This window comes from Microcoleus asticus IPMA8 (assembly GCF_013179805.1).
GTDB lineage: Bacteria > Cyanobacteriota > Cyanobacteriia > Cyanobacteriales > Microcoleaceae > Microcoleus > Microcoleus asticus.
Map to the genome: position 1 here is coordinate 1 of NZ_SRRZ01000059.1, position 25,335 is coordinate 25,335.

At 45.1% G+C, this 25,335-nt stretch carries 20 protein-coding genes; 8 read left to right on the forward strand and 12 right to left on the reverse strand.

Annotated features, from left to right (window positions below; all coding sequences use genetic code 11):
• The 3 genes from E5S67_RS16545 to E5S67_RS16555 all read right to left on the reverse strand — a co-directional run.
• A partial coding sequence (locus E5S67_RS16545) for a hypothetical protein (protein WP_172189081.1) occupies positions 1–260 on the reverse strand: 260 nt, incomplete at its 3' end.
• Positions 257–3,556 (reverse strand): helicase-related protein, encoded by a 3,300-nt coding sequence (locus E5S67_RS16550; RefSeq protein WP_172189083.1) that lies wholly within the window; start codon positions 3,554–3,556, stop codon positions 257–259. The genes E5S67_RS16550 and E5S67_RS16545, both read right to left, overlap by 4 nt.
• A 105-nt stretch (positions 3,557–3,661) precedes the next feature.
• Complete coding sequence (locus E5S67_RS16555; protein WP_216670512.1) at positions 3,662–5,314, reverse strand: ABC1 kinase family protein; 1,653 nt, start codon at positions 5,312–5,314, stop codon at positions 3,662–3,664.
• Between the two features lie 485 nt (positions 5,315–5,799).
• On the opposite strand from E5S67_RS16555, the gene E5S67_RS16560 reads away from it, so the two are divergent.
• The gene (locus E5S67_RS16560) at positions 5,800–6,066 is read left to right on the forward strand and encodes a hypothetical protein (RefSeq protein WP_172189085.1); all 267 of its coding nucleotides are present in this window, start codon (positions 5,800–5,802) and stop codon (positions 6,064–6,066) included.
• Between the two features lie 180 nt (positions 6,067–6,246).
• Here the strand turns inward: E5S67_RS16560 and E5S67_RS16565 are convergent, their stop codons facing one another.
• The 4 genes from E5S67_RS16565 to E5S67_RS16580 all read right to left on the reverse strand — a co-directional run bounded on the left by E5S67_RS16565 (position 6,247) and on the right by E5S67_RS16580 (position 8,934).
• Positions 6,247–6,489: an ISAzo13-like element transposase-related protein gene (locus tag E5S67_RS16565; protein ID WP_172189087.1), complete on the reverse strand. Its 243-nt coding sequence runs from the start codon at positions 6,487–6,489 to the stop codon at positions 6,247–6,249.
• Between the two features lie 125 nt (positions 6,490–6,614).
• Positions 6,615–7,241, reverse strand: coding sequence for a hypothetical protein (locus E5S67_RS16570; protein WP_172189089.1), 627 nt, complete (start codon positions 7,239–7,241; stop codon positions 6,615–6,617).
• Between the two features lie 110 nt (positions 7,242–7,351).
• Positions 7,352–8,086, reverse strand: coding sequence for a cadmium resistance transporter (locus tag E5S67_RS16575; RefSeq protein WP_172189091.1), 735 nt, complete (start codon positions 8,084–8,086; stop codon positions 7,352–7,354).
• A gap of 143 nt (positions 8,087–8,229) precedes the next feature.
• Positions 8,230–8,934 (reverse strand): DUF1003 domain-containing protein, encoded by a 705-nt coding sequence (locus E5S67_RS16580; protein WP_172189093.1) that lies wholly within the window; start codon positions 8,932–8,934, stop codon positions 8,230–8,232.
• A gap of 843 nt (positions 8,935–9,777) precedes the next feature.
• On the opposite strand from E5S67_RS16580, the gene E5S67_RS16585 reads away from it, so the two are divergent.
• Positions 9,778–10,362 (forward strand): Uma2 family endonuclease, encoded by a 585-nt coding sequence (locus E5S67_RS16585; RefSeq protein ID WP_172189095.1) that lies wholly within the window; start codon positions 9,778–9,780, stop codon positions 10,360–10,362.
• Between the two features lie 114 nt (positions 10,363–10,476).
• Here the strand turns inward: E5S67_RS16585 and E5S67_RS16590 are convergent, their stop codons facing one another.
• The 3 genes from E5S67_RS16590 to E5S67_RS16600 form a co-directional block, all read right to left on the reverse strand.
• Entirely contained in the window at positions 10,477–11,538 is a 1,062-nt protein-coding gene (locus E5S67_RS16590; RefSeq protein ID WP_172189097.1) for a mannose-1-phosphate guanylyltransferase, read from the reverse strand.
• 145 nt (positions 11,539–11,683) lie between these two features.
• A complete protein-coding gene (locus E5S67_RS16595; RefSeq protein WP_172189099.1) occupies positions 11,684–12,616 on the reverse strand; it encodes a trypsin-like serine protease in 933 nt (310 codons plus the stop codon).
• A 149-nt stretch (positions 12,617–12,765) separates the two neighbouring features.
• Entirely contained in the window at positions 12,766–13,380 is a 615-nt protein-coding gene (locus tag E5S67_RS16600; RefSeq protein WP_172189101.1) for a thylakoid membrane photosystem I accumulation factor, read from the reverse strand.
• A gap of 447 nt (positions 13,381–13,827) precedes the next feature.
• Between E5S67_RS16600 and E5S67_RS16605 the strand changes: the two genes are divergently transcribed.
• The gene (locus tag E5S67_RS16605) at positions 13,828–14,730 is read left to right on the forward strand and encodes an undecaprenyl-diphosphate phosphatase (protein ID WP_172189103.1); all 903 of its coding nucleotides are present in this window, start codon (positions 13,828–13,830) and stop codon (positions 14,728–14,730) included.
• Positions 14,731–15,161: 431 nt separating this feature from the next.
• Here E5S67_RS16605 and E5S67_RS16610 read toward each other — a convergent pair whose 3' ends face one another.
• On the reverse strand, positions 15,162–16,499 hold the full coding sequence (locus E5S67_RS16610) for a tetratricopeptide repeat protein (protein WP_172189105.1): 1,338 nt from the start codon (positions 16,497–16,499) through the stop codon (positions 15,162–15,164).
• Between the two features lie 245 nt (positions 16,500–16,744).
• Here E5S67_RS16610 and E5S67_RS32490 point away from each other — a divergent pair, with 245 nt between their 5' ends.
• From E5S67_RS32490 to E5S67_RS16625, 3 genes are all read left to right on the forward strand, one after another.
• Positions 16,745–16,930: a hypothetical protein gene (locus E5S67_RS32490; RefSeq protein ID WP_216670513.1), complete on the forward strand. Its 186-nt coding sequence runs from the start codon at positions 16,745–16,747 to the stop codon at positions 16,928–16,930.
• Between the two features lie 142 nt (positions 16,931–17,072).
• Positions 17,073–17,843 carry a class I SAM-dependent methyltransferase gene (locus tag E5S67_RS16620; protein WP_172189107.1) on the forward strand — a complete coding sequence of 257 codons (771 nt, stop codon included), beginning with the start codon at positions 17,073–17,075 and terminating at the stop codon, positions 17,841–17,843.
• Between the two features lie 478 nt (positions 17,844–18,321).
• Positions 18,322–20,880 (forward strand): sigma 54-interacting transcriptional regulator, encoded by a 2,559-nt coding sequence (locus E5S67_RS16625; RefSeq protein WP_172189109.1) that lies wholly within the window; start codon positions 18,322–18,324, stop codon positions 20,878–20,880.
• A 32-nt stretch (positions 20,881–20,912) separates the two neighbouring features.
• Here the strand turns inward: E5S67_RS16625 and E5S67_RS16630 are convergent, their stop codons facing one another.
• A complete protein-coding gene (locus E5S67_RS16630) occupies positions 20,913–21,560 on the reverse strand; it encodes a ceramidase domain-containing protein (protein WP_172189111.1) in 648 nt (215 codons plus the stop codon).
• 256 nt (positions 21,561–21,816) lie between these two features.
• Here E5S67_RS16630 and E5S67_RS16635 point away from each other — a divergent pair, with 256 nt between their 5' ends.
• Entirely contained in the window at positions 21,817–23,202 is a 1,386-nt protein-coding gene (locus tag E5S67_RS16635) for a TIGR03279 family radical SAM protein (protein WP_172189113.1), read from the forward strand.
• A gap of 141 nt (positions 23,203–23,343) precedes the next feature.
• The gene (locus tag E5S67_RS16640; protein WP_172189115.1) at positions 23,344–25,239 is read left to right on the forward strand and encodes a TolC family protein; all 1,896 of its coding nucleotides are present in this window, start codon (positions 23,344–23,346) and stop codon (positions 25,237–25,239) included.
• Positions 25,240–25,335: the final 96 nt, after the last annotated feature.

Genomic DNA, 25,335 nt, shown 5'->3' on the forward strand with positions numbered 1-25,335 from the left:
TGGTGATTTTGAGCCAACATTCTCATGAAACTAATGATCGATCGAACCCTCGATCGATTTATGAATGATTTGCGATCGCTATATATGTCAAATTCTGCAATAAAGTTATCCGAACTATTAGGAGAAAACGGAAGAGTTTTATCACTGCGGTAGCCAAGAGCAAAGAACAAATTACGGGCGTTATCGGCAAGTTTTCCCTTGGCAAAACTGTTTAAAGCTTGGTTAATAGATGCTTTGGCTTGTTGTTCGCTGACGCTCATTTAATTACCAGCCAGGTAATCAGTTCAAAATCAGTTGTTGCTTTAACCTGATGCGCTTGTTCAACCAACACAGCACTGCGACTAGACAGCAGATTTCCGATGAGCCGCTTGTTGTAAATACCTGCAATTGAATCAACCGCGCGCTTAAGCAGATCGTTATACAAACTCATATCAAATCCGTTATTAGTTTGTCGATCGAACAAGTTGCACAACTCTTCATAGGGAACAGTACACCCCGCGCACAGCAACTGATATATTTCAAGTATTTGTTTGGGTTGAGCAAAAGTTAATCGCACTTCCTTATTTTCTCGAACGTAAACTAAAAAGTATGGTTGCAGCGGGTTGACGGTTTTATTATCAAGAAAATCGCCTTTTTGTTTGAGGCAAAAAATTACGCCGGGAGCAATTATCGGGTACTCCGAGTTAGTTGGAACTACTGCATAGAGTCCTAAAGGGGCATCTTGGAGTAGTTTGCGGTTGCTCTCAATGTATTTGGCTAGTTCCATTCGGAAATCATCGAGAGTGAATTCCGTTAGGGCTACACTCTCGGTGAAATCTTCGAGATCCAGCACCTCCTCTTTCAATCGCAGCAACTGCTTGTCGCGGTATTTCAAATCACTCTCAATCAGTTCTTGAATCTCCTTTGCCTCCAGCAGGTTATCTTCAAATGTACCAGCCATGTCTGCTAAAGCCATCCGTGCTTCTACTCGATTTTTCAGATTGATGTATTCATCCAAGTCTTCTGTCGGCCAAAAATTGATTAATTGTACCGTGTGGTTGGGGCTGCCAATGCGATCGCACCTACCGAACCGCTGGATAATTCGGACTGGGTTCCAGTGTATGTCGTAGTTAATCAGATAATCACAATCTTGTAAATTTTGCCCTTCTGAAATACAATCTGTGGCAATTAATAAATCAATCTCGCCGTCTTGTTGCATAGATGGAATTTGGGCGCGTTTCTTGGCGAAAGGCGAAAAATTTGTCAGGATGTGATTGAACTCGTTTTTGCCAAAGGTAGTCTTATTTGCCGCCGATCCCCCAGTGACCAAAGCTAAGTTAATTTTCAATTCTATTCTTGCCCATTCCCGCAATCCTTCGTAGAGATAGACTGCCGTATCTGCAAACGCAGTAAAGACTAAAACCTTGCGATTTGGTTGGCCATGCTTGTTAGTTGTAGGATGCTTAACTTTCTCGGCGATCAGTTCTTTTAACTCAGCCAGCTTGGCATCGCGTTCAACAGAAATGCTTTGGGCAGAATTGTAAATTTTTTTAAGCTGTTCCTTGTCGCGTTTCAGGTCTTTTAACCAGGTTTCGACATCAAGGTGTGCCATTTTAACTTTTAGCTTGCCAACCTCCCACGCCGCTCGTAAATCCTCGTCTTCTTCTGCCTCGCACTCTAAATCATTGAAATCAATTTCCGCGTTTTCGTCTTGCCAATTCCTGAAAAATTCGAGTCGTTTTTGTAACTCTGATATTTTGTCAATAGTCCGCTGCATTGTGATAGCGAAGGAATTCACCGAGCTTTCCAGGCGTTTCAAAAAATTAACCTTTATCATGCCGATCAGAGAGCGTTCCCGATCGCTCTGTTTGAAATTTCGCACTCTTTTATTTTCATAAGCCGAACGGTATGGCGACAGGACATACTTTGAAGGGTTGAATAGCGAGAGTTGATATTTAGAAATTTCGCAGTTAAGCTGTTCGTAGGACATGAACTCACCCTTTAGGTCAATCTCAGGAAATACGGAGATGGGTTTGAGCCGTTCTGGAAAGCCGCCTAATTGGGCGATCGCATCTTTATAGTATTTTTGAATGTGCTTGCGAGATCGTGCGATCGTCAATTGGTCAAGCAGTTTGAAAAAAGCAGAACTTAGTTCTTCCAGCAGTTCGCTAGTTTTGCGATCACGACTTTTCTTGGCCCACTTGGTAAATTTCCCCTGAGCATCAGCTAGTGTATCGCGCAGACTGGCAATTCCCAGCGATTCGCTAAAGGCAGCATCGCGACCTTCTGTGATAAAATAAAGTTGATTCCGCAAATCCTTTAAATCATTGTTAACCGGAGTTGCTGATAAGAGTAGCACCTTAGTTTGGACACCGCTCTTGATAATATCATCCATCAGCCTTTCGTAACGGCTCTTTCTAATTAGATTGCCAAATTCGTCCCGTTTAATCTTGAGGTTGTTGCGAAAATTGTGGGATTCATCAATAACTACCAAGTCATAGTTACCCCAATTAAACGTTTCTAAATTAATGTCCCCAGACCAACCGGAATCGCGACTCAGATCTGTGTGAGATAGGACTGTATAGTTAAAGCGGTCTTTAATAAAAGGATTGAGTTCGCTATTGTTCTGTGCTAGATATACAGTCCAATTCTCGCGGAGTTTTTTGGGACACAGAACCAAAACTTTTTCATTCCGCCGTTCAAAATATTGAATAACCGCTAGAGCTTCAAATGTTTTCCCTAAACCAACGCTGTCAGCAATAATACACCCGTTATATCGTCGGATTTTATTGAGGGCGGCCTTAACTCCGTCTTTTTGAAATTCAAATAGAGATTTCCAGATTTCTGTATCAAATAGGTGTATCTGTTCGCTGATAATATCGCTTTTCTCTAGGTCATCTAGAAAAGTCTCGAAGATATGAAACAGAGTTTTGTAGTAGATAAACTCAGGAGTATTATTCTGGTAAAGTTGCTCTAGGTACAGCAGCACATCTTGTTTGACATCTTCGATGAGTTCGGCATCATTCCAGAGTTCATCAAACCAGACTTTAAGGTCGCGGGTATCACGTTTACTATCTACTTCTAGATTGAGTTCAATATTGTTATATTTCGTACCTAATCCCAGTCCCCGCACGGTAAAATTAGAACTGCCCATAATAGCATTTTCCGTTCCGTTATGAGCAATGTGATACATTTTGCCGTGCAGTAAATTAGATTGCTTTACCGACCGTATCTGTACTTTCTTCTCAATCCATTCTGCACATTCTTTTGCAACCCGCTTTTGCTGCAACCGATTCTGTAGCTGCAAGCCCTGATCCTCAATTTGGAACGCCTTTTTATCGGTTTTACTGGGGTCAAGAGACTTGATGAAGCGCGGTTCGCCAAAGAGAAATTTCAAGCTTTTAATACCTAGAAGTTGTTCCTTCAAAGCATCAAAAGCATAAATTGTAAAGTAAGCAGAAACAATTGACAAGGTTGAGTTTTCCTCGACCTTGGCTTTCAAAAAATCGCCCACAGTGCCGCGGTGGCGGTTGTCTCTAATTGCCGACTTTGGGAGAGAAGAATCATGCTGCGACATAGCCTACCTTTATGCGGTTTTTGCACTTGGCTATATTCTACATCTTCCACAATTCTCAAGAACAGGCAAGATGCCTGTTCCACAACACATACCGATATTGTACAATCAACTGCGCAAACGCCCCGATCGCAGAATGCTAATAATCAACCAAAAACCCAAAAAACTCGCCGCCCCAAACAAACCAGTGCTCAGAAAAGATAGCTGAGAAGTTTGCGCATTAGAAGAAATAATTGCAGCCCCTATAATCAGCGAACCCACAACAATACTAAAAGAAAGTCGGTTCGCAGAATCCCCCAGAGTGCGGCGTAGCGGATCGAGTTCTTTTAGTGTCAAGTTCCACTTCAAAGTTTCCGAAGTAACCCGGTCTAAAAGCACTTCCACCTGTCGCGGAGATTGCAAAGATAAGCTTTTGAGATCCAGGGCAGTTCTCAGCAGAGCTTGCACCGGGTCATCTCCTAATAACTGACGCCGAAACATATCGGTCATCAGCGGTTTCACCTGCTCTACAATATTAAACCGCGGATTAAAAGAGCGCGCCAGTCCTTCCAAATTAGCTAGAGTTTTTGCATACAAACCGAGATTGCTGGGCAGCCGAATTTTATTTTTTCTGGTGATTTCCAGCACCTCATAAAAAATTTCCGACAAGTTCATTTGCGACAAGCTCACATTGTAATACTTGCGCAGCATTCGAGCCAAATCGTTCTCTAGATTAACTAAACTTGTAGGCTGAGCAAATTCTGCCATTTCCAAAGTTAATTGAGCGCAGCGCTGAGCGTCTAAATCGACAATTGACAGCAACATTTCTGTCAAATTTTGCTGAGTGCGCGGGTCTAACCTGCCGACCATGCCGCAGTCCAGCAAAGCTATCCGGCCGTCTTTGAGATAAAATAAATTGCCGGGATGCGGGTCTGCGTGAAAAAATCCGTCGATGTACAACTGCTGGAAGAAAACGCGGCAAAGCAGCGTTGTAATCTCTTCGCGTTCGGCATTTACATCTCCTTTGTGGCGAATTCCTTGCAAATCGCCTAACAAAATCGGGACTCCGTTCAGCCACTCCATTACTAAGAGTTTTTTTGTAGTTAACTCCCAGTTAATTTCTGGTAAGACAACTTGTGTGGGGTCAAACCAGCGACTTTTAGATAAATTGCGGCGCAGTTCGTCTGTGTAGCTGGCTTCTTGAATGAAGTCTAGTTCTGCACGCAGGGCGATCGCAAATTCTTCTGCTAAGGCGACAATATCGTATTGTTGACCGAACTCTGTGAGCATCACAAGTTCTGCCAAACCTCGGAGCACGGCTATGTCTTGTTCGATGACAATATCAATACCGGGGCGCTGAACTTTGAGGGCGACTTCGCGGCCGTCTTTTAAAGTAGCTTTGTGGGTTTGGGCGATAGAACCTGCGGCGACGGCTTCAGTGTTAAATTTGGCGAAGGTATTTTCGAGAGATTGTGTGAGTTCCTGGCGGACGATTGCTTCTACTTGCGACCACGGTACGGGCGGCACTTCCGCTTGCAGCGTGGAGAGGATTTCGATGTAGCTGGCCGGTAAAAGGTCGGGACGGGTGCTCAGCAATTGCCCTAATTTGACAAAAACTGGGCCTAATTCGACGAGGATATTGCGGAGAACTGCTGGAGTTGGGAGACTGGGTGCGTCGGTTTTGCGACCGGTTAGGAGGCTTTTCATGTAGTCCCAACCGTTGCGGAAGACGACCTCTAGAATTTCTCCTTTGCGAGAAGTGTTTTGAACTAGGCTGAACAAGGGGCCTCCGGGTCGATCGGGTTTAAGGGCAATATAACTACTAGGATAGCGCTGTTAACCAAGCTGACCAGTGTCTTGAGGAATAACTTAGGGGAAGTGCGATCGAATTTTGGGGTGTGGGAGGGAGGGGCGATCGGTTTTTGGCTTTGGCATTACTCTTCATAGTAATATACATTTCAAGCAGACTTAATATTTTTATAATTAAAATTTTTACCTCATAATTTTTAATTTTATAATTAAAGTAAATATTCTGATTTAGGAAGAGATCAAAAAGATGAGTGCCGTTGATATAATATTTACTATTCCTGACTAGATTAATCAAGGTTTAGAAAGTGCGAAGTATGTACGAGTTGGCGGTGTGATTCGGGATGCACAGAAGCAGCCGCCTGAAATAGTTGCTATGTTGCGTGAAGTAAACCCTAATCTTTCTCAAGTATCAACCCTACTATCTCAGTCTACAGCGGTTAGAAGAAATTGAACAACGCTTGAAGCGAATTGAGCATAAAATAGACCTGAGTTTTTATGCTGATTTCCGTGAAGCTCTCAAAACTGCACAAAATGCCTTTACAATGGAAAAATATGATAACCGTAGAGCGTTTGCAATCCAGGGTGTTTCGCGATCGAACAACGCTCAAGAGATTTACAAAGATTACACTCTTACAGCATTTGATAATCAGATACAGGTTGCTGATGAATATTTTTATTGTTTGTTTTTAGCTTATGTAGCTGAACTCCTTTGCTACTTATTATAATTAGAAGAAATCGCAGTGAAGATAATTTCATATAAGTTCAAAATATTTGGCATCCCCTAGTTGTAAAATATCTTTAAAAGATGTTGCCCTCTGTCGATTCCGCAGAGTGGAATAAGTTGATTGAGAAACAGCCTAAAGTATTTTTACCAGAAAGCGACTGGCGATTAAATAAAATCCCAATCAAGTGGGAACAATTGCGATATCCCATTTAGGCAGGATGGAGGAGCGATGGCAGAAGCGGAGGTACTTTTTTAGTTCCTGAGATGGAACCTTAATCCCTTTTTCATAGGTCGTTTCTAGCAAATGTACAATTGGTTTGAGTCCCTTCCACGTCATATTTGCAGCCGAGTTGACCGCTTGCGGCTTCCCGTTAACTTTTGGGCTGCATCGAGGAATGTCGCGAATCATTGCATCACTCAGCATCTTCTGGCTTTTTTGCGATCTAAAGAGGAGAGGCAATAGCCAATCGTGGCATTGCCTCTCCTCTATTGGGCCTGGGACTTTATTTTTTCCCAAGTCCCCAACTATTAACCGTTCCTAAATAAGCATTAATCAATCAGTTGCGGCGTAGGAACTTGTGCATTAATCTGGGCCTGAGAAAACGAGGGCAGGGTCCAAGTTGTCTCACCCGCTTTAAAAACTTTAGCAGGGGCAACATTCAATTGAATACCACCCGTTGCTGCATTCGTTGTAGCAACTAGCTGCGTACCATCTACAACCTTAATAGCAACCGGTTCAGCCAAAGAAAGTGGCTCAGTCGCCGGGCCTAAAGTAGCTTGAGTCTCTGCTGGCAAGTAAATACCATCGCAATCCCAATCATCATCTGTAATCTCACCGGCTGCCAGGAAATAAAGTTGCGTCGGCGATTTTTTCGGCTTATTCGCATAAACTGCCAGCGTTTGCCCAGTTTCATTACGACACTGAGCCCGCTTTTTAGCAGTTTCGATCACGTACTTCTGCATTTGCAATTCTCCCAACCGCTGTTGGTACTGCTCAGGCGTATAACCCGCAGTGGAAGGATCGCTCTGAGCTGACAAAAGTTGATTCAATTCCTGTGTCACTTCCGCATAGTCAGCCCCCTTTGTGAAATCCTTGCCGGCCCAAGAAGGTTGAGCTACAGCTAAGTTTACGAAAAGCACTAAAGCCACCAGAATTACTTTGAAAAACTTGCTCATTTTTGTTGTCCTTTGTGTAAGAAATCAGAGTTTGTTCTTATAAAACCCCTCCACTTTGCTGAAATTATAAATTATTTTACAACTTCAGCAAAGTGGAGGAAACTTGAACCCTAGTTTACCTCAAATTTTTCGATTTTAGGTGCAGTCTCTAACGATTGATAAGTGTCTTTAAGCAATATCAGCAGCCACAAGCAACTGATAGCTAAAGTAACTACTGTTAAATCGCGATTCTCTAGAGTATGGCTATCGAGCAGGATCAGCGTACCCAGACCCATTAGAACGAAGGGAACAAGGGAATTACCGTAGCGGACAAGTAGGGTCGCGATCGCGCTCATGCGAGTTAGTTGATACGCCACATAACACCAGACACCCACTAGCAAGAAAAAGACGCTCAGAATCACTAGCAGGCTATCCCAAGTGCAGTTGGCAAACAACGGGATATAAATCCCCACATTATCACCTCCATTAGCAAATGTCACCGCAGCTACGCTATAAGTTTGTGGCGATAAAAGACTAGCAAAAATAGTGGATTGAGGCGAATCTGTAGCTGTATTTTCATCATCAGCCTCTGTATCTCTATTTAGCAGGCGGCTGACTCCAATGGCAATTGGTACTAACCCCAACATCCCCACCCAAGGGCGCGGCACCATCATACAGCCAAAGAAGCTAGGAAGACTAAGCAGCACCAGTGCTGCGAACCCAAGATATTGTCCTGTAACAATGTGTTGCCGTCTAAAAACAGCATTGACTTGGGAAAAAAACAGCAGCAAGATGACAATATCATCTAAATTTGTGGCGGTGAAAGCTGTAAAACCTGTGGAAATAGCGGTAATGAAGGGGTTCATATCTAACTGCCTAGATTGTGATGGTAGGATTGCTGGAAAAGTGCCGGAGATTAATTGATGTTGAGGAGTTTTATGTGTTAAAAATGTTACTTAACATATTGGCTAGACTGACGCTCTTATTCACTGATTAGTAACGTCGATTGTCACAGCTTGAAATAGGTTGACGCGGATACCGAATGTGTTAAGGGCTTTTGAGTAGGAAGTAAAATTGGCATCACTTCTGCATATTTAGATGAGTCAAATTTCGATTTAAATACTTGGGGAAGTAGGATGGGAACCTCAGGCTTCTGCTTCCGATCGGAAGCAGACGGCTTAGCTGCTTCATTACCTTCGGTAATTGCCTTAACGGGGGCTGGCATCACCATCACTTTGATGGGACTGACAGATGGCTGTTGCTGATTGAGTTTTTCCATTAAGTCAGGAATGTGGTGGCTTAATCGATCGATCTTTTCGTGCAGTAATACCACATCGTGAGCCGCTTTGAGATTAACTTGATGATTGTAGAGATTTTGTTCGCGTTCGTCATCCGACTGGCGGTTTTGACTCATTAACACAATCGGTGCAGTGTAAGCAGAGGCAAAGGAGAATACTAAGTTGAGCAGGATGAAGGGCTGCTGATCCCAGTGAGGAAGGCCCGGTGTCAGGTTCGCGCCCACCCACCCCGCGAGGACTACTGTCTGTCCAATCAAAAACGGCCACGAACCCACTTTCGCTGCTAGGGTATCTGCTAAATGCTGTCCGCGAGTTAAGGCTTTTTCTTCTGGTTTTTGAAGGGTAAGCTGTAAAGGCATTTGATGGCTGGCGGTTTTCACTTTTGCATTAACGCTTTTGGATTGAGTGGATTTCATGGCAAACCTCACGGGTGAAAGTCTAGTTGAAGCTGACTGGTTAATGTTCGCTTGCGTTTTTCTTTGATGGCTTTACTTTAGTCAACCTCGACTCATAAGAGCAAATGTTCTTTTTTATCAAATCAATCACTTCTATTTATAGAATTGTTGGGAAATAGGAGAGAATAAGAAGAACGAGACAGGGTGAGGGGAAGACTCAACATCGAACCAAAATTTAACGGGAAGTCGCAAACGAGACTTCATGGCGAAAGTCGCCCCAGACGACTTGGGAGGGTGAACCCGTCAAGCGGAAACGATGTTTGGCGGGAATCGTCATAGTGTGGAACTCGGATTGCAAAAGTCGGCGAAGGGGGATTCTGTATAGTCAGGACTTACGCAGGCACACTACATATAGTGTGCCGAAAAAGGGTGATGGCGTTGGGTTCTCGCCCGTGCTCGCGTTTTTTGTGCGACAAGCACGCGTTTCATGTAGCCCCAACCGTTGCGGAAGACGACCTCTAGAATTTCTCCTTTGCGAGAAGTGTTTTTAACTAGGCTAAACAAGGGGCTTCCGGGTCGATCGGGTTTAAGGGCAATATAACTACTAGCATAGGGCTGTTAACCAAGCTGACCAGTGTCTTGAAGAATAACTTGGGGGGAATAGCGGGAAGGGGCGTGAGAGCTTTGGGGGGTGGGGGCGATCTGTTTTTGGCTTTGGCATTACGCCTCATAGTAATATACAGTTAAAGCAGACATGATATTTTTATAATTAAATTTATTTACTTGAAAACTTGTGTCAAATACTGGAATGAGTAAGTGATTAAATAACCCGAGTCTAAATGTGTTTAAAACCGTATAAGAGACATGATTGCAATCCAATTTCCTCAGACCTCGATCGAATTATCCATCAACTTAACTGACGAGCAATTTTTTCAGCTTTGTCAGAACAACCGCGATTATCAATTTGAACGTACAGCATCCGGGGAATTAATTATTATGCCACCGACAGGCAGTGAAACTAGCAAGCGCAATATGGATCTATCGTATCAACTTCGAGCCTGGAGCCGCCAAAATAATCTAGGAGTTGCCTTCGACTCTTCTGGAGGCTTTAGGCTTCCCAATGGTGCCGATCGCTCTCCTGATGCCTCTTGGGTCAAAAAAGAACGCTGGGATGCTTTAACACCGGAACAAAAAGACAGTTTTGCTCCTTTGTGTCCTGATTTTGTTGTTGAGTTGCGTTCTCGGACTGATTCCTTGAAAAAACTTCAAGAGAAAATGCAAGAATATATAGATAACGGTGCTAAATTGGGTTGGTTAATTGACAGGCAAAATCGGCGGGTAGAAATTTATCGCCCCGGTCAAGATGTTGAAATTATCGAAAATCCTGCCACTCTATCAGGGGAAGATGTACTGCCTGGTTTTGTGTTGAATTTAGAAGAAATTATGTAAATAAAGTAAATAGTAAGGCCCAACACAGATTCAAAAACGAATGCCTGGATAAACAGTGATGAATAGTTGGTGTATCCGCCTTGAGAATCCGTGTCGTGCTGCCTCATTTCACCCTCACAGCAAATCTTTCAATTTCTCATCTTCTCCCAACACCTTAATTACCTGTTTAATCTCCTGCGTCCTGTCCTTTTTCACAATCAAAGTCACATTGCCATCTCTGACAACTACCACATCTTCTAAACCAATGGTGACAATTAATTCATTCTCATCTGCTGCATAAAAAATGCCACCTTTCGTATCAATTCCGACGTGTTTTGCTAACTCCACATTCGGTTTGTCTCCTTGCAGCAAACGGCCGATCGCATTCCAATCTCCCAAATCGTCCCAGCTAAACCCTACGGGCAGAACACAGGCTTTTTGCGTCTTCTCCATCAGCGCGTAATCAATGCTAATTTTGGGTAATTCCGAGTAAGCCTGGGCGCCTTTGGCCTCCAAAGCGGCCATCATTTCCGGTACATGATTTCGCAATTCTGTCAAGACTGTTCCGACTCGAAAGACAAAAATTCCGCCGTTCCAACTAAACTTGCCACTGGCTACAAATTCTTCAGCAGTTGTGCGATCGGGCTTTTCCGTAAACCTCGCCACCCGATAGGCCGGAAAACCCCCAAAACTGCCAATTTCCTCGCCTTGTTCGATGTAGCCGTAGCCGGTAGAAGCATAACTCGGTTTTACTCCCAAAGTGGCGATCGCATCCTGATTTCTCGCCAACTCAGCCGCCGCCTCCAAAGTCTTCTCAAACTCCTCCGGTTCCCCAATCCAGTGATCCGCCGGGAAAAAACCAACCACCGCATCCTCACCGTAACGCTTCGCAGTTTCTATAGCAGTCCAGGCCACCGCCGGCGCCGTATCCCGACCCTCCGGTTCCGCCAGCAAATTCTCAGGAGGCAGCAGCGGCAACTGTTCGCGGACTCCCGCGGCCAACATTTCCGACGTTACCACCCACAAATCGTCCCAACCGTTACCTAATGTTAATAGTCGATCGGCAGTTGCTTGCAGCAAACTCTTGCCGCTACCGTCGAGACTCAAAAACTGCTTGGGCCGCTGTTTGCGACTCAGCGGCCAGAAACGTTCGCCTTTACCGCCGGCGAGAATTACGGGAATTAAGGTTTTGGTCATGATTTGAAGTTAAACAGTTCTGATCTATTTTGCCTGACACTTGAGGGATTGAAACGATCGTGATATAATTGATCTAACTAATTAATTGTTGGCAGCGTGGCGTTAACGCGCTACGTTTTTTATTTAGTAGGGATTTTTAAAATGCCTAGGAGGGATTTTTGGTCATTTTGTCAATCCAATTAGCATAAAACGATACCCGCGTGTCGCCGGAAATTTCCCCGAAACTGCCATTGTCGTCAATTTTATCAATATCGGCGATGTTTGTTTTGAAAAATCCCCGATCGCTATAACCCCAAGAACTAATCCCCGCAATTTTCCCATCGACAAACGAAGGCCCGCCCGAATCTCCGCTAGCCGTAGCTATCTCATTTTTCCCCAAACCTCGATCGCGCAACTTCGGAAAATGCCTCCCCAAAGTATCCCGTTCCGCACTTCCATCGTCAAAATCAAAGATTAATTGACTTCCCAAAACCAAATCGGACATATCTGATTCTGTAGCATCTTTCAAAACATCAATTAACGCATCATAGCGATTCTGTCCGCTATATCTTTTTGCCTCAGAATTAGAATTTTCATCTTGTCCCTTTGCACCTAAACCTATATATCCGTATCCCACCTTTGTCAATACTTTGCCTACTTCATTCTTGTTTCTATTTATATCGTACTGTTGAATACTTTTTGGTGCGACCCTTTTCAGTTTTAAAATAGCAATATCGTTGCCAACTTCTGACTCATAACCATTCCAACCCGGATGAATATAATAATTGCTAACAGAGATCCTAACTTCACCGCTAGGCAATTTAAAATTTGCTTTGATTGCCGTTTCTGCAGGAACCTTGACTCCGCCTCCGTTCAGACAGTGGGCGGCCGTGAGAACGTACAATCCTCCTGTTAGCAGCGAACCCGTACATTGAGTGGGATCGAGATAGGCGACGCCTGTATATTGATTGAAAGCTAAAGGTTTGCGGGAACTGCTGTTACCAAAAGCACTAATTATTGCTCGCCCGATTTCTGCTGTTTCTAAAACTAACAATACAGTCAAAACTACCATTAATAAAACTTTTATTGCTGACTTCATTTTTGATATTAAATTGATTGAATAGCTGTTAGATCAAATCCGGTATTATTGGAATTAATGTTACCTACAATCAGGAGACGGCAGCGCAGTTTTTATACAATTAATCCTGGTAGGAACACGGCAGTGCCGTGTCCTCTTATTGCAATATTTTACTTCGTCGACAATTCGACGTTAAGTTCGTTCACGACACGGCGTTTGCGCGGGAGTGATTTTTCTCTGGGTAGCAAGTCAAATACTTTCCGAAAAGCATCATCTACCTGTTCAAAGGATATTTGTCCTTTCTCGTTAAAAACTACTTTTCCCGATTGGTCGAGGATGACAGTTTGAGGTACAAAACCTTCGTAGTAATGGCTCGGTTCGGTGAGTTCCGGTGACGGTTTCGGAGGCAAAGAGTCAACTGTTATAGGCATAAAATCGGCTTCGCGGCCGTAAAATTCCTGGAGTTGAGAGACGACGATCGCGTATTGCTTGGAGTCGCTGCTGTCGTCAGTGTAAAACACTAACAATACGGGTTTATTGCGTTTGAAAGAATCTGTGAGTTTGACTTTAGGAGGAACTAGGGAACCGTTGCCGGCGTAGAGGGCAAAGATTGTACCGTCATAGCGATCGTCTGTGAGAGTTGCGAAGGCTGGTGGCGTGCCGGTTAGCAGTATCAAGCTAAGTGCGATCGCCACTGTTAAAAGACTGGCTGACAAGATTCGCCGCAGCAAGCCCAGGCCAGAAGCAGCAGTAACAATTGATTTTTTTTTGTCAGGAAGTATCATAGGTTGTTGGCAGTTGCTGTATGCTGGCGAAATCCGATGCAAAAACTTTGATAATTTTATCACCCCAATGTAGGCAAATGTTGTTGAGTAGGTTAAAGTAGTTTCGGATCGACTATCATATTTTGCTTGTTGTAGCGATCGACACGGTGATTCTACTGACAGAAGAGAACTAGGGCGGGCTGGAAGTGTCCGCGCCACAATAAAATTTATTTTTGGTGGGGTGGGCTTCTAGCTTCCCAGAAGAGTGCAAGATCTTAGAGGATGTTTTAAAAGGGTCGTTTGACCTCATAGTTGGCACAAAGAAGCATCTAAGTATGGGCCCAAACCTTGATTGATCGTCTCAGTTAAGCCCAAGCAGAAGGGCTAAATTATACCTTCCCAGACTTTTAAAACATCCTCTTAAATTCAACTGATTACTAGAAACTGACAACTGGGAATTCACAACTAATGATAGCTTTGCTTGAGGCACTCCTCGCCCAAACGCCCGCGGCTGATGTTTCCGGACCCGCTCAAATCAATCTTGTGCAGGCGATTGTTTTAGGAATTGTACAAGGATTAACAGAGTTTTTGCCCATCAGCAGCAGCGCTCATTTGAAGGTAGTGCCGATCGCCCTGGGATGGGGCGATCCGGGGGTTGCTTATACTGCTGTTATTCAGTTGGGCAGCATTGTTGCAGTGCTTTGGTATTTCTGGAAAGACTTGACAAATATAACTTTTGGTGCTGTAGATGCCCTGGTGCGGCGCGACTACAAATCGCAAGAGTTTCGGATCGCATTGGGAATTGTTTTGGGAACAATACCTATAGTCTTTTTTGGGCTGCTAATCAAGGCATTGGTTCCAGATTTTGACAAGTCGCCGCTCAGAAGTTTAGCCAGCATCGCCATTGCTTCGATCGTCATGTCGCTGCTGTTAGCAATAGCAGAAAAAACTGGCAGGCGCTCGCGCCCTTTTGAAAAGTTAACTGTCCCAGACGGCATTTTGATGGGATTAGCTGAAGCAATTGCATTGATTCCGGGGTGTTCGCGATCGGGTTCTACCCTAACAGCAGGATTGTTTATGGGATTAGAAAGACCCGCGGCCGCGCGGTTTTCTTTTTTATTGGGAATTCCGGCCATTACTCTGGCTGGATTAGTGGAATTGAAGGGTGCTTTGGGAGAAGGAATCGGCGATGCTGGAGTTGCAGCTTTGATAGTGGGAACGATTTCGGCATTTGTGTTTTCTTATTTGTCGATCGCGTGGCTGATGAAGTTCCTGCAAACTCAAAATACGTGGGTGTTTGTGTGGTACAGGTTGGCTTTTGGCGTGGCGATTTTGACCGCGCTTGCAGGTGGGGCCGTGAACAATATTTAAAAAGTAAATCCGAGAGCAGTAGGAGCGACATAAGTCGCTCTGAACTCGGTATAATTAAGAACTAGAACGCCGAATTACAAAATTATTATGAATGAAAGAAAGTCGGAAACCTCAACAGCCAGAGAATCTATTCATGCAGTCTAAAATAAATTTAGATCTGACGATTGATATAAAATGTGCGCGCGTGCCGTTAAGGAGGAAGGCGAACGATTTGTCTCACCCTTTTTTTCTTGAATTTGAGCTTACCACTTTTCTTTTATTTACACAACTCATTCAGACGGGCTAGAGTAACAAAAAATACAAAAAAAATTAAACTATCTGATGCTGATAATGTTTAATTAGATCCTCAAATTCTTCAAGAAGTCGGGACTCTGGGTATTCTATTTTTTAGCGATTAGTAGTGCGATCGACCTTTGGGGAGTTTTTGCAGTTTATTGAAGTTTCCTCAGATTGTTAATGGCTTTTTCATAGTTACTCTGATCGCCTTGCTGCTGAAATAAATCTGCTGCTTTCTGAAAGTCTTGAATCGCCCCGGGTTTGTCTCCCTCTTTAGCGCGGGCAAGTCCCCGGCTCAAATAAGCACCGGCTAAGTTAGGATCGATTCGCAAAGCTGCGTTGTAATCGGCTACAGCACTTTGCGTGTCTCCTAAACGAAAGCGGGTAACGCCCCGGTTTAAGTAGGCACCGGCAAAGTTAGGATTAATTTGCAAAGCTCGATCGTAATCGGCTACAGCACCCTGGCTGTCTCCTAAATCATCGCGGGCATTCCCCCGGTTGATGTACGCTTGGGCATATTTAGGATTGATTCGCACAGCTTCGTTAAAATCGGCTACAGCACCCTGGTTGTCTCCTGAAACATAACGGATATTCCCCCGGTGGTAATAAGCAAGAGCATCGTTAGGATTAATTTGTAAAACTTGGTTGAAATCCGCGATCGCACCTTCCTTGTCTCCTAAACTATAGCGGGCAAGTCCCCGGTTGCCGTAGGCTTGGGATAAGTTAGGATTAATTCGCAAAGCTTCGTTGAAATCCGCCACAGCACCCTCGCTGTCTCCTAATTGAGAGCGCACCATTCCCCGGTTGTTGTAGGCAGAGGCATAGTTAGGATTAATTCGCAAAGCTTCGGTGTAATCGGCTACAGCACCCTTGTTGTCTCCCAAACGATAGCGGGTAACTCCCCGGTTGTAGTAGGCTGAGGTATCGTTGGGATTAATTCGTAAAGCTGCGTTGTAATCGGCGAGTGCACCTTGGCTGTCTCCTGAGTCATCGCGGGCATTGCCCCGGCTGATGTAGGCTTCTACATAGTTAGGATTAATTCGCAAAGCTTCGTTGAAATCGGCTACAGCACCCTTATTGTCTCCTAAAATATAGCGGGCATTTCCCCGGCTGTTGTAGGCTTCTGCATAATTAGGATTAAGCGCGATGGCTTGAGTGTAAGCAGCTATAGCGCCTTGATAATCTCCTTTTTCATATTTTTCCTCACCCTGAATAAAGAAATCCTCAGCTTTGGGCGCAGCCACGACAGGCGCACTGGGAATCTTTACCCCTACATCCACTTGAGCTGATGCTAATAATCTCAAACTGGTATTAATCGGAATCCCCTGATTGAAAACTGGTTCTCCGTTCAGAATCCCAGTGCTAATATATTTGAGAGTACCGTTGCACAAAAAGCTATGATTTCCCGCACGGCTGGGTTGACAAAAGAGCGCTGTTGTGCTGCCAGAAACAACTAACCCTGTCAGGAGTCCCGTCAAAATTTTGAGTTTCATAAATACATATTTTTGATACATATTCTCTCACAGATCAGGTTAATTCACAACCCAGAACTGAGCCTGATTGTAAAGGCGATCGACTTTAGCAAACTATATCAATACCGAAAAAAGGAACCAGAAAAATAATTGTTGATGGGGAGCCTTTCATCTGGCTAATCCGAAGACAAGCTACTTATACGCAATCATGCTACGCTGGCGGAAATATTCATGTTGGTGTCGAACACCCTGAAGAACCGGGTTCGGTGTTAGTTATCCTCACCGATCGACCTCATCCTCAATGTTTGGTGGATATTAACGAAGTGAAACCAGTAAGACCCTCTGATGTAGCACAATGGATAGGGCAAGCGGTGCGACTCGGATGGCAGCCTCGGCTACCCGGAATAACTTTTAAGGTGCGGATTGCAGGACTGTTTATGGAAAAAATATAATGCTGTTTCTTCAGTAACCACACAAGTCAATTCTGTGAAAGACAATTCACTCGCCTAGGATGAATTTAGCGATCGCCCGATCGCCAAATTCATCCTAGACAAGTTAAACTGTAAACATTCTCCGCTAGCCACATCCTAAACTATGACCGCACATCAGGAATCCATCATCGACCAGTTCACTCGTCAGGCAATTCCATTCTCTAAATTGTACGCTCACACAAATCAAGAGTCTCTGTACCTGCTCATAGAAATGGCGAGTGTTTCTGACAAAGACACAGTTCTAGATGTTGCTTGCGGCCCGGGTATTGTTGCTTGTGCTTTTGCTGCGGTTTCCAGTCGCGTTACTGGCATTGATTTAACACCAGCAATGATCGCACAAGCCCAGATTTTGGCACAGCAAAAAAACTTGACTAATCTCTCATGGCAGGAAGGCGATATCGAGATGCTACCATTTGCGGATGATAGTTTTTCCATTGTTCTGAGTCGTTACGCTTTCCATCATTTTTTGCGGCCAGATGTTGTGTTGTCGGAGATGGTTCGCGTGTGTCGTCCGGGCGGTCGAATTCTGATTGCTGATGTTGCGATGCCACCGGATAAAGTGAATGCTTATGACCGGATTGAGAAGTTGCGCGATCCATCTCATACTCGCGCCTTGACTCTGGAAGAGTTGCCCCAATTAGTCGCGGATGCCAATCTTCAAAATATCAAGTTGGCATTTTACAAGGTAGAATTAGAGCTTGAACAGCAGTTAGCTGCTTCTTTCCCAAATCCCGGCGATGACAATAAGGTGCGACAAATTTTTAGAGAGGATATTGGTGTTGACAATCTGGGGGTTGGCGCACATGAACTAGGAAATGAAATTCATTATGCGGTTCCGATCGCTGTGATTGTTGGCGAGAAAGCAAAGCTATAGTTAGCTGGAAATGGAATTAGGTAATGCCGATCGCAATTCAAGTGCTGCTGCTAATTCCTACAAAGTGCGTCAAGCTAAGCTCCCGATCGCGATCGGCTAAAGTTTCCTTCATTCTTATGGCAAGTTAAAAGTGTATAATTAAGTCTACTATGACAGGGAACTGCGATGACTATTCTTAAACCTCGTTATAAGCTGTTCAGCATTTAAATCACGTTCGCAAAATAATCAAAAGTTAGTAAAAATTAAAAATCGAAAAATTTAAATGGAGGATTCACTATGACTGCACAAATTTAACAAGCTATCGATATGGGGCGTTGCTTAATCAGAGTATGAAAAAAATAACTTGAAAATCCCGAAGTTTTGTGGATACTGGTTTCTCTGACTTGCATATTGAGCCAGTCATACCTTAAATCAGCAACGCCCAAAAATATATATCCTACACCAACCACCACGATTCGGCTTTCGCCGACACTAAGCGATGTCTACCGAAACATTAGTTAACTGGCTCGAATCGAGCACCGAATTAGGCATATTATCCCGCGAGATTTTACAGGCGATCGCGGGTGAAATGGAGATGACAACTTTTCCCCCTGGATTTCGAGTGGTAATAGAAGATACGCCCGTCACTAATCTCTATATCCTAGAACGAGGACAAGCCGATCGATACCACCGCAAACAACCGGGTTTAATGTGGGGGAGTAGTTTATTACCGGGGGCGATCGTCAATTTATCGGCCCTTCAACGATCGCAACCTGCGGATAGTCGAATTATTGCTCGGACAGAGTGTCAATTTTGGGTAATTAGTGCCGATCGCTGGCGTGGTTTCCTAGAAAGATATCCACGGATCGCCCAAGCCTACGCTCAACGTTTGGCGGCGAAATTAGAGCAGCTAGAAGCAGAAATTGCCTACGAACGAGAGCGTCAAAATGCCCTCCGCAGCTATCTAGTACCTAGGGCGAAACGGGGAGTCATTGGCAATAGTCGTTATGCAGTGAAATTGCGCCAACAAATTCGCACGGCATCGAGTGACAGCCGATCGGTATTAATCTCTGGCGAACCTGGTTTAGAAAAGGATAATTTAGCTGCTTTAATTCATTTCGGCTCTCACCGCCGCAACGAGCCAATTATTCAGATTAAAAGTGCTTTACTTCAGAGCAATGGAGCGGAATTATTCGGGCGGTTGGGCGGCAAACCGGGGCTGTTGGAATGGTTGGGAGAAGGGACGTTAATTTTAAATGACGTGCAAGAATTACCCGCTCAATTATGCCCCCAAATTCAGCAATTATTAACCGAGGGAACCTATACGCCAGTTGTCAAGGAAGGACAAATACCGCGACCACCGCGTTCTAGTAAGGCCCGGATAATTTTAATCTCAGAAATTGTGCAGCCCAAGCTAGATAAGCTGACACAACACAAGATTAAAGTTCCATCCTTGCGGGTGCGAAAAACAGATTTAGAGGCACAAGTCAACTATTATCTCAATATCATTGGTCGCAAAAAGAAATTAGTCAAGCCCAAAGTTACACCGGAAGCAATTCGCCGCTTACAAGCCTACGATTTTCCAGGTAATTTGCAGGAATTGCAGGGAATGGTCGATCGCGCCTTAGTTCAAGCACAGGGGAGTAAGGTATTAACTGAAGAAGTGTTTTGGGCCCAGGCAGCGAAGAAACAAAAGTTTCGGGTGAATTTATTAAATATTTATCCAAAATTTCGGCAATTTTTACGGAGCGATTGGTATCCAGATCGCGTGAATTATTGGTTTACCACCTGGGTGTTTGCATTGGTGGTAATTATCCTGTTTGTTGCTCCCCAAGATCGACAACATAATTTTGCCCTAAATATCTTTTGGGCGTGGTGGTGGCCGTTAATTTTATTATTATTCCCCATCATCGGGCGATTGTGGTGTGCTTTTTGCCCTTTTATGATTTATGGGGAAATCGTCCAAAAACTATCGCTAAAAATTTTCCCTCGAACTCTCAATAAATGGCCGCGCCAACGAGCAGAAAAATGGGGTGGCTGGCTTCTATTTGGACTATTTACTCTGATATTTCTGTGGGAAGAGTTGTGGAATTTAGAAAATACCGCCTATTTATCCAGTTGTTTGTTGTTGCTCATCACCGCCGGAGCGGTAATTTTTTCCCTAATCTTCGAGAGGCGATTTTGGTGTCGTTATTTATGCCCGATCGGGGGAATGAATGGATTATTTGCTAAACTCTCAGTTATCGAACTTCGCGCTCAACAAGGAACCTGCGCGGCGGAATGCAGCACCTACCAATGTTACAAAGGCGGCCCCGGCTTGGGGGAAGGATTAACTACTAATGGCTGTCCGATTTATTCCCATCCCGCCCAATTAACCGATAATAAAGATTGCGTGTTGTGCATGACTTGCTTGAAAGCTTGTCCGCATCGATCGGTAGAATTAAATCTGCGCCCTCCCGGCATCGAATTATGGACTACCCACGTTCCTCACAGTTATGAAGTTGCCCTGTTATTTCTATTGTTAGGCGGTATTTATCTGCATCGCTTGCCGGAGATAAATAGTTGGTTGGGGCTGAGCATCAATTTAGAGCAATTTTTACCTCATTTAGGACTGTCGATCGCAGTGTTAATTATCCCGCCGATGATTCCCCTAATTGCCTACGCAATCATGCAGGCAATTTATCGATTGGGACAAGCAGAAACCATGCCATTTACAACCTACAAACCCCTCTCATTTGTCTCTCTCGCCTACGGTTATTTACCCTTAGTCTGGGGCGGAAGTTTGGCTCACTATTGGCGATTGGGTTTGCAGGAAGGCGGTCGAGTGATTCCTGTAGCTTTTGCCACTTTCGGACAAATGAGAGACGATTTACCGAGTTTTATTGGCGATCCAGCGGTGATTAGTTTCTTGCAAGGTTTAACTTTGATTGTATCATTATTAGTTACAATATTTGTGACTCAAAAAATTGCCAAGCGCTCAATTAAATCTTTGATTCCACAACATTTAGCGAGTTTGTGCCTGATGCTGAGTTTGTGGTATGCGATCGTAGGAACCTGAGAGGGAGTATGCGCGATATATTACTTTGAATTTTAATTTTTTACTCGCTCTGACCAATTTAAGAGCAGGCTTCTTGCTGACAGGTACAGCAAAACACCATTAAAAAGGTGCCAGAGGAAATGAGTCCCTGTTGAAAAGAAAGGGCAAATTGCCCGATCGATAGTACGGAATGCAAGGGCTAATAGGAAAACACCTGTTGCTGCTAATAGAATGAATGGTTCGCGCTTTTGCTGTCGATAGTGATACAGTCCTAGTCCGAGCAAAACCAAAAATGCAGGAGCATACGAAAGAGAACCATTGAGAAGATTTATAAATTGCTTGCTAAAATCGCTAACAAAAAAGAATGCTGCAAGTAATACTCCTGCATATCCTGAATTCATCCTAACTACCCGACGACTGTAAAGCCATATAAAACAAAGCTGAAAGAGCAGAATAGGAATCACATCTAGTAAATTTGCAGATCGCGTTGCAAATGTATGAAATAGGAAACTTCCGATACCAATACTGGTGGCTAAAGCAATCAGTATCCAAATACCAGGGGATATTTTGTGGTGTCGCCGAGCTAATTGCCAAATAGCCCATGCTGCAATAATGAAAGACACATTAGAAATAGCATTCAGTGGCTCGCTCCATAAACCAGGAAGGAGTCGCTCACAGTAAAGGTCGATATAATCATTCATAGCTCTACCATTTATTTTTTCAAGCTAACTTATAATTGTGTCGCAGATGCTGTACAATACACTATCTAATCTAGAATACCGCAAGTCGCTGATGTATGTAAACCCCTTCTTACTCGCATTCAGCTTTTTAAACTAAACTCAACCTGTATAATTGAGACAGGTGAATGGAAGATAGTACGAGGGTTATATTAACACATGAAAACCTCAAAAAACTCTGTAAATAACTCAATTTAACCCAATAATTAATCCCGAACTTATGAGCGACTTATCAATCCGGCCCGCCCTGATCACCAAAGTTATCCCCGACAGCATCTGCGCCGAAATCGGATTTGAACCAGGAGACTCAATCGTCGCAGTCAACGGCCAAAAACCCCGCGACTTGATCGACTATCAATTCCTGTGCGCCGATGAATTTATCGAACTAGAAGTTTTAGATGCCAAAGGCAAAAGTCACAAGCTAGAAATAGAAAAAGATTATGACGAAGACTTGGGAGTGGAATTTGAAACTGCTCTCTTCGATGGACTAATTCAGTGCAACAACCGCTGCCCTTTTTGCTTTATCGACCAGCAGCCTCCGGGAAAGCGCGAAACTTTGTATCTCAAAGATGATGACTACCGCCTCAGCTTTCTTTATGGCAGCTATCTCACTCTCACAAATCTGACTCAAAAAGAGTGGGACAGAATCGAACAAATGCGGCTTTCTCCTCTCTATGTTTCGGTGCACGCTACCGAACCGGAAGTGCGAATTAGGCTGTTAAAAAATCTCCGCGCTGGCAAGATTTTAGAACAAATCAAATGGTTTCAAGAACGCCGATTGCAAATTCACGCTCAAGTAGTTGTTTGTCCCGGTATTAATGATGGCGAACATTTAGAACGCACTTTGTTAGATTTGGCAAAATTTCATACCGGAAATAATCCCGCTGTAGCATCGGTGGCTGTAGTGCCGGTGGGTTTAACTCGCTTTCGCCCAGCAGAAGATGAATTAATTGCAGTAACTGCGGAAAAAGCGCGAGAAGTAATCGAGCAAGTGCAGAAAATTCAAGTGCTTTTGAGTAAAGGAAAAGGCGGCAAAAAGGCGAAAAAGCCGAATTCAAAATCGCGCTGTATTTGGCTGGCTGACGAGTGGTTTTTAATAGCTGGTTTAGATTTGCCGTCGGCTGCTGATTACGAAGATTATCCGCAAATTGGTAACGGTGTGGGTTCTATCCGCCAGTTTATCCAGCAGTTTGAAACGGCTTTTGAGAAGCTGCAACCGATGCAAGTCGAGCCTGCGCGCAAGTTGGTTTGGGTGGTGGGTAATGCTGTAGAAAAAGCTTTTGAGCCGATCGTACAACAACTCAACCAAATTCCCGGCTTGTCCGTCAACATGGCAGCACTTTGCAGCCGCTACTGGGGACAAACTATCACTGTCACGGGTTTGCTCACCGGGCAAGATTTGCTGGAAGCTTTGCAGGGGCGAGACTTGGGAGATGGCATCCTGCTGCCGTCGGTGATGCTAAAACAGGGGGAACCGCGTTTTCTAGACGACATGACCCTCGAACAGCTAGCCAGCTCGCTGAAAACCCGGATTTTGCCCGTTAGCGGAGTAGAGGAACTAATCTCGGCGGCGATCGGTCTGGCAACTGCTGAAGTTGAATTCTAAATTTTGAATCGAACATTCAAAAGTTAAGATGAGTATGGTAATTGTGACTTGTAACCGTCGAGTTCAGGCTACAGACTAGAAACTTGAGACCTCAATCTTGCTCTAAAATTGTCTCTAGGATTGCAGAGTAATTAAAAAATTATGCGTGTTTTTCGTCAAATCATCGTAGTCGGAGTGGGCGCTGCAATTACTTTCAGCAACGCCGCACAGAGTGCTTCAGCACAGCCTCCGGCTCAATCTCAGGACAGTTTGGCCCTTAGCAATCAGCTCGAATTAGGGCAGAATGTTCGATCGACCTCGAACACAGCGCCAGAATCAGCCTCAGATCCCGAACAGTCGATCGCCCTTAACCCGCCAACCTCCGAGTCTCAGCAGCAAGGGGGAGCGAAGATCGCATCAACTCCCCCAACCAAGCCCGAGCAAGCATCAAAGCCTCAACAGGCTGCTCCGGCTTCCCCATCAACTCTGTCTCAGGCAGGTTCGACACCTATAAGAGGTTTGGGACCGACAGACGCTCAGCAGCCTTCCCCGAGCCCTCTCAACAATGTTCCTGTGCCGAGTTCCCCGGTACCAATTATCCGGGGCACTCCGAACGAAAGTTTCCCCCCTCTCACTCCGAGGGGCATTTTAGACACCAACCCTCCGGCTTCCCTGGAACCCAACCCGAATCCGCTGCTGTTTCCGACAAACCCCGAGGATGTCAGGATCGAGCAAACAGAGTCAATTACTTTGCAGCAGGCGATCGACCTCGCCCGCCGCAACAGCCAAACTTTGCAAATCGCCGGACAGCAAGTGGAACAAAGCAGATTCGCTTTGCGCGAACAGCAAGCTGCTCTTTATCCCGACCTGAATTTTCAAATGGACGCCAGCCGTTCTGTGAGTGCCGGCGGAGAACTCGGAGTCCGGGCTCAGCAGCGCCAGTTGAACCAGAGGGCTAACGGAACCGGGCTGCCCGCCCTCCAAGCCGGCCCAAATTTCGGCAGCAACAGTCTCAACAGCACTTTGCAGTTGAGCTACAACATCGATTTGTTCGGAGGCAGGAACGCTAACATCCGCGCGGCAGAGGAACAGTTGCGCCTTCGGGAACTGGATGTGGAACGCCAAGCCGAGCAACTCCGCTTCGACACTGCTGAGGCTTACTACACCTTGCAAAACGCGGACGGACAAGTTGCCATCCGCCAAGCTTCGGTCAGAAATGCCCAGCAAAGTTTGCGGGATGCCGAAGCTTTGGAACGGGCAGGGGTGGGAACCCGATTTGCTGTGTTGCAGGCTCAGGCAAATTTGGCTAACGAAGTGCAGCAACTGTCAGTTGCCCGTCGCGATCAGCGAGTTGCCCAGCGCCGTCTGGCTGAGATTTTGAATATCAGCCAGTCGGCGAACTTGACAGCGGCTGACCCGGTAGAGCAAGCGGGCTCTTGGAGGCTGTCTTTGGAAGAGAGTATCGTGCAGGCTTTTAGGAATCGCCCCGAGTTGGAACAGCAGTTGGTGCAGAGGGATATCAGCAAGCAGCAGAGGCGATCGATTCAGGCGGGGCGTTTGCCTCAACTGAGTGTTGGGGGTAGTTACAACGTACTGGGACAAGACCCTGATAACCCCGATCCGTATGCTACTCGCGGCTGGGCAGACGGGTATTCGATCCGGGCGAGTCTGACTTGGAGTATCTTCGACGGGGGCGCGGCGAACGCCAGGGCGAGACAGCGGGATGCTGAGATTACGATCGCCGAAAGTCGATTCGACCAACTCCGCAACCAGGTGCGTCGGGAAGTGGAACAAGCTTATTTTGGCTTGGAGTCGAGTTTTGAGAATATCGAAACTTCTGAGGCGGGAGTTTTGCAGTCAAGGGAAGCTCTGCGTCTGGCGAGACTGCGGTTTCAAGCTGGCGTGGGTACTCAGACGGATGTGATTCAGGCAGAAACTGATTTGACTAGGGCTGAGAGAAACCGATTGTCGGCAATTGTCACCTACAACCTAGGGCTTTCGTCTCTTCAGCGGGCTGTGAGCAATCTTCCCACTAATAACCTCTCGGATGCTCCTTGAGATTGGGTTGGGACAATTCCCTACCCGATAGCTACGCACGCGCGTCCTTTAATCACCAAGGCAATTAAACATCGGGTATTAAACGTCCGACACATT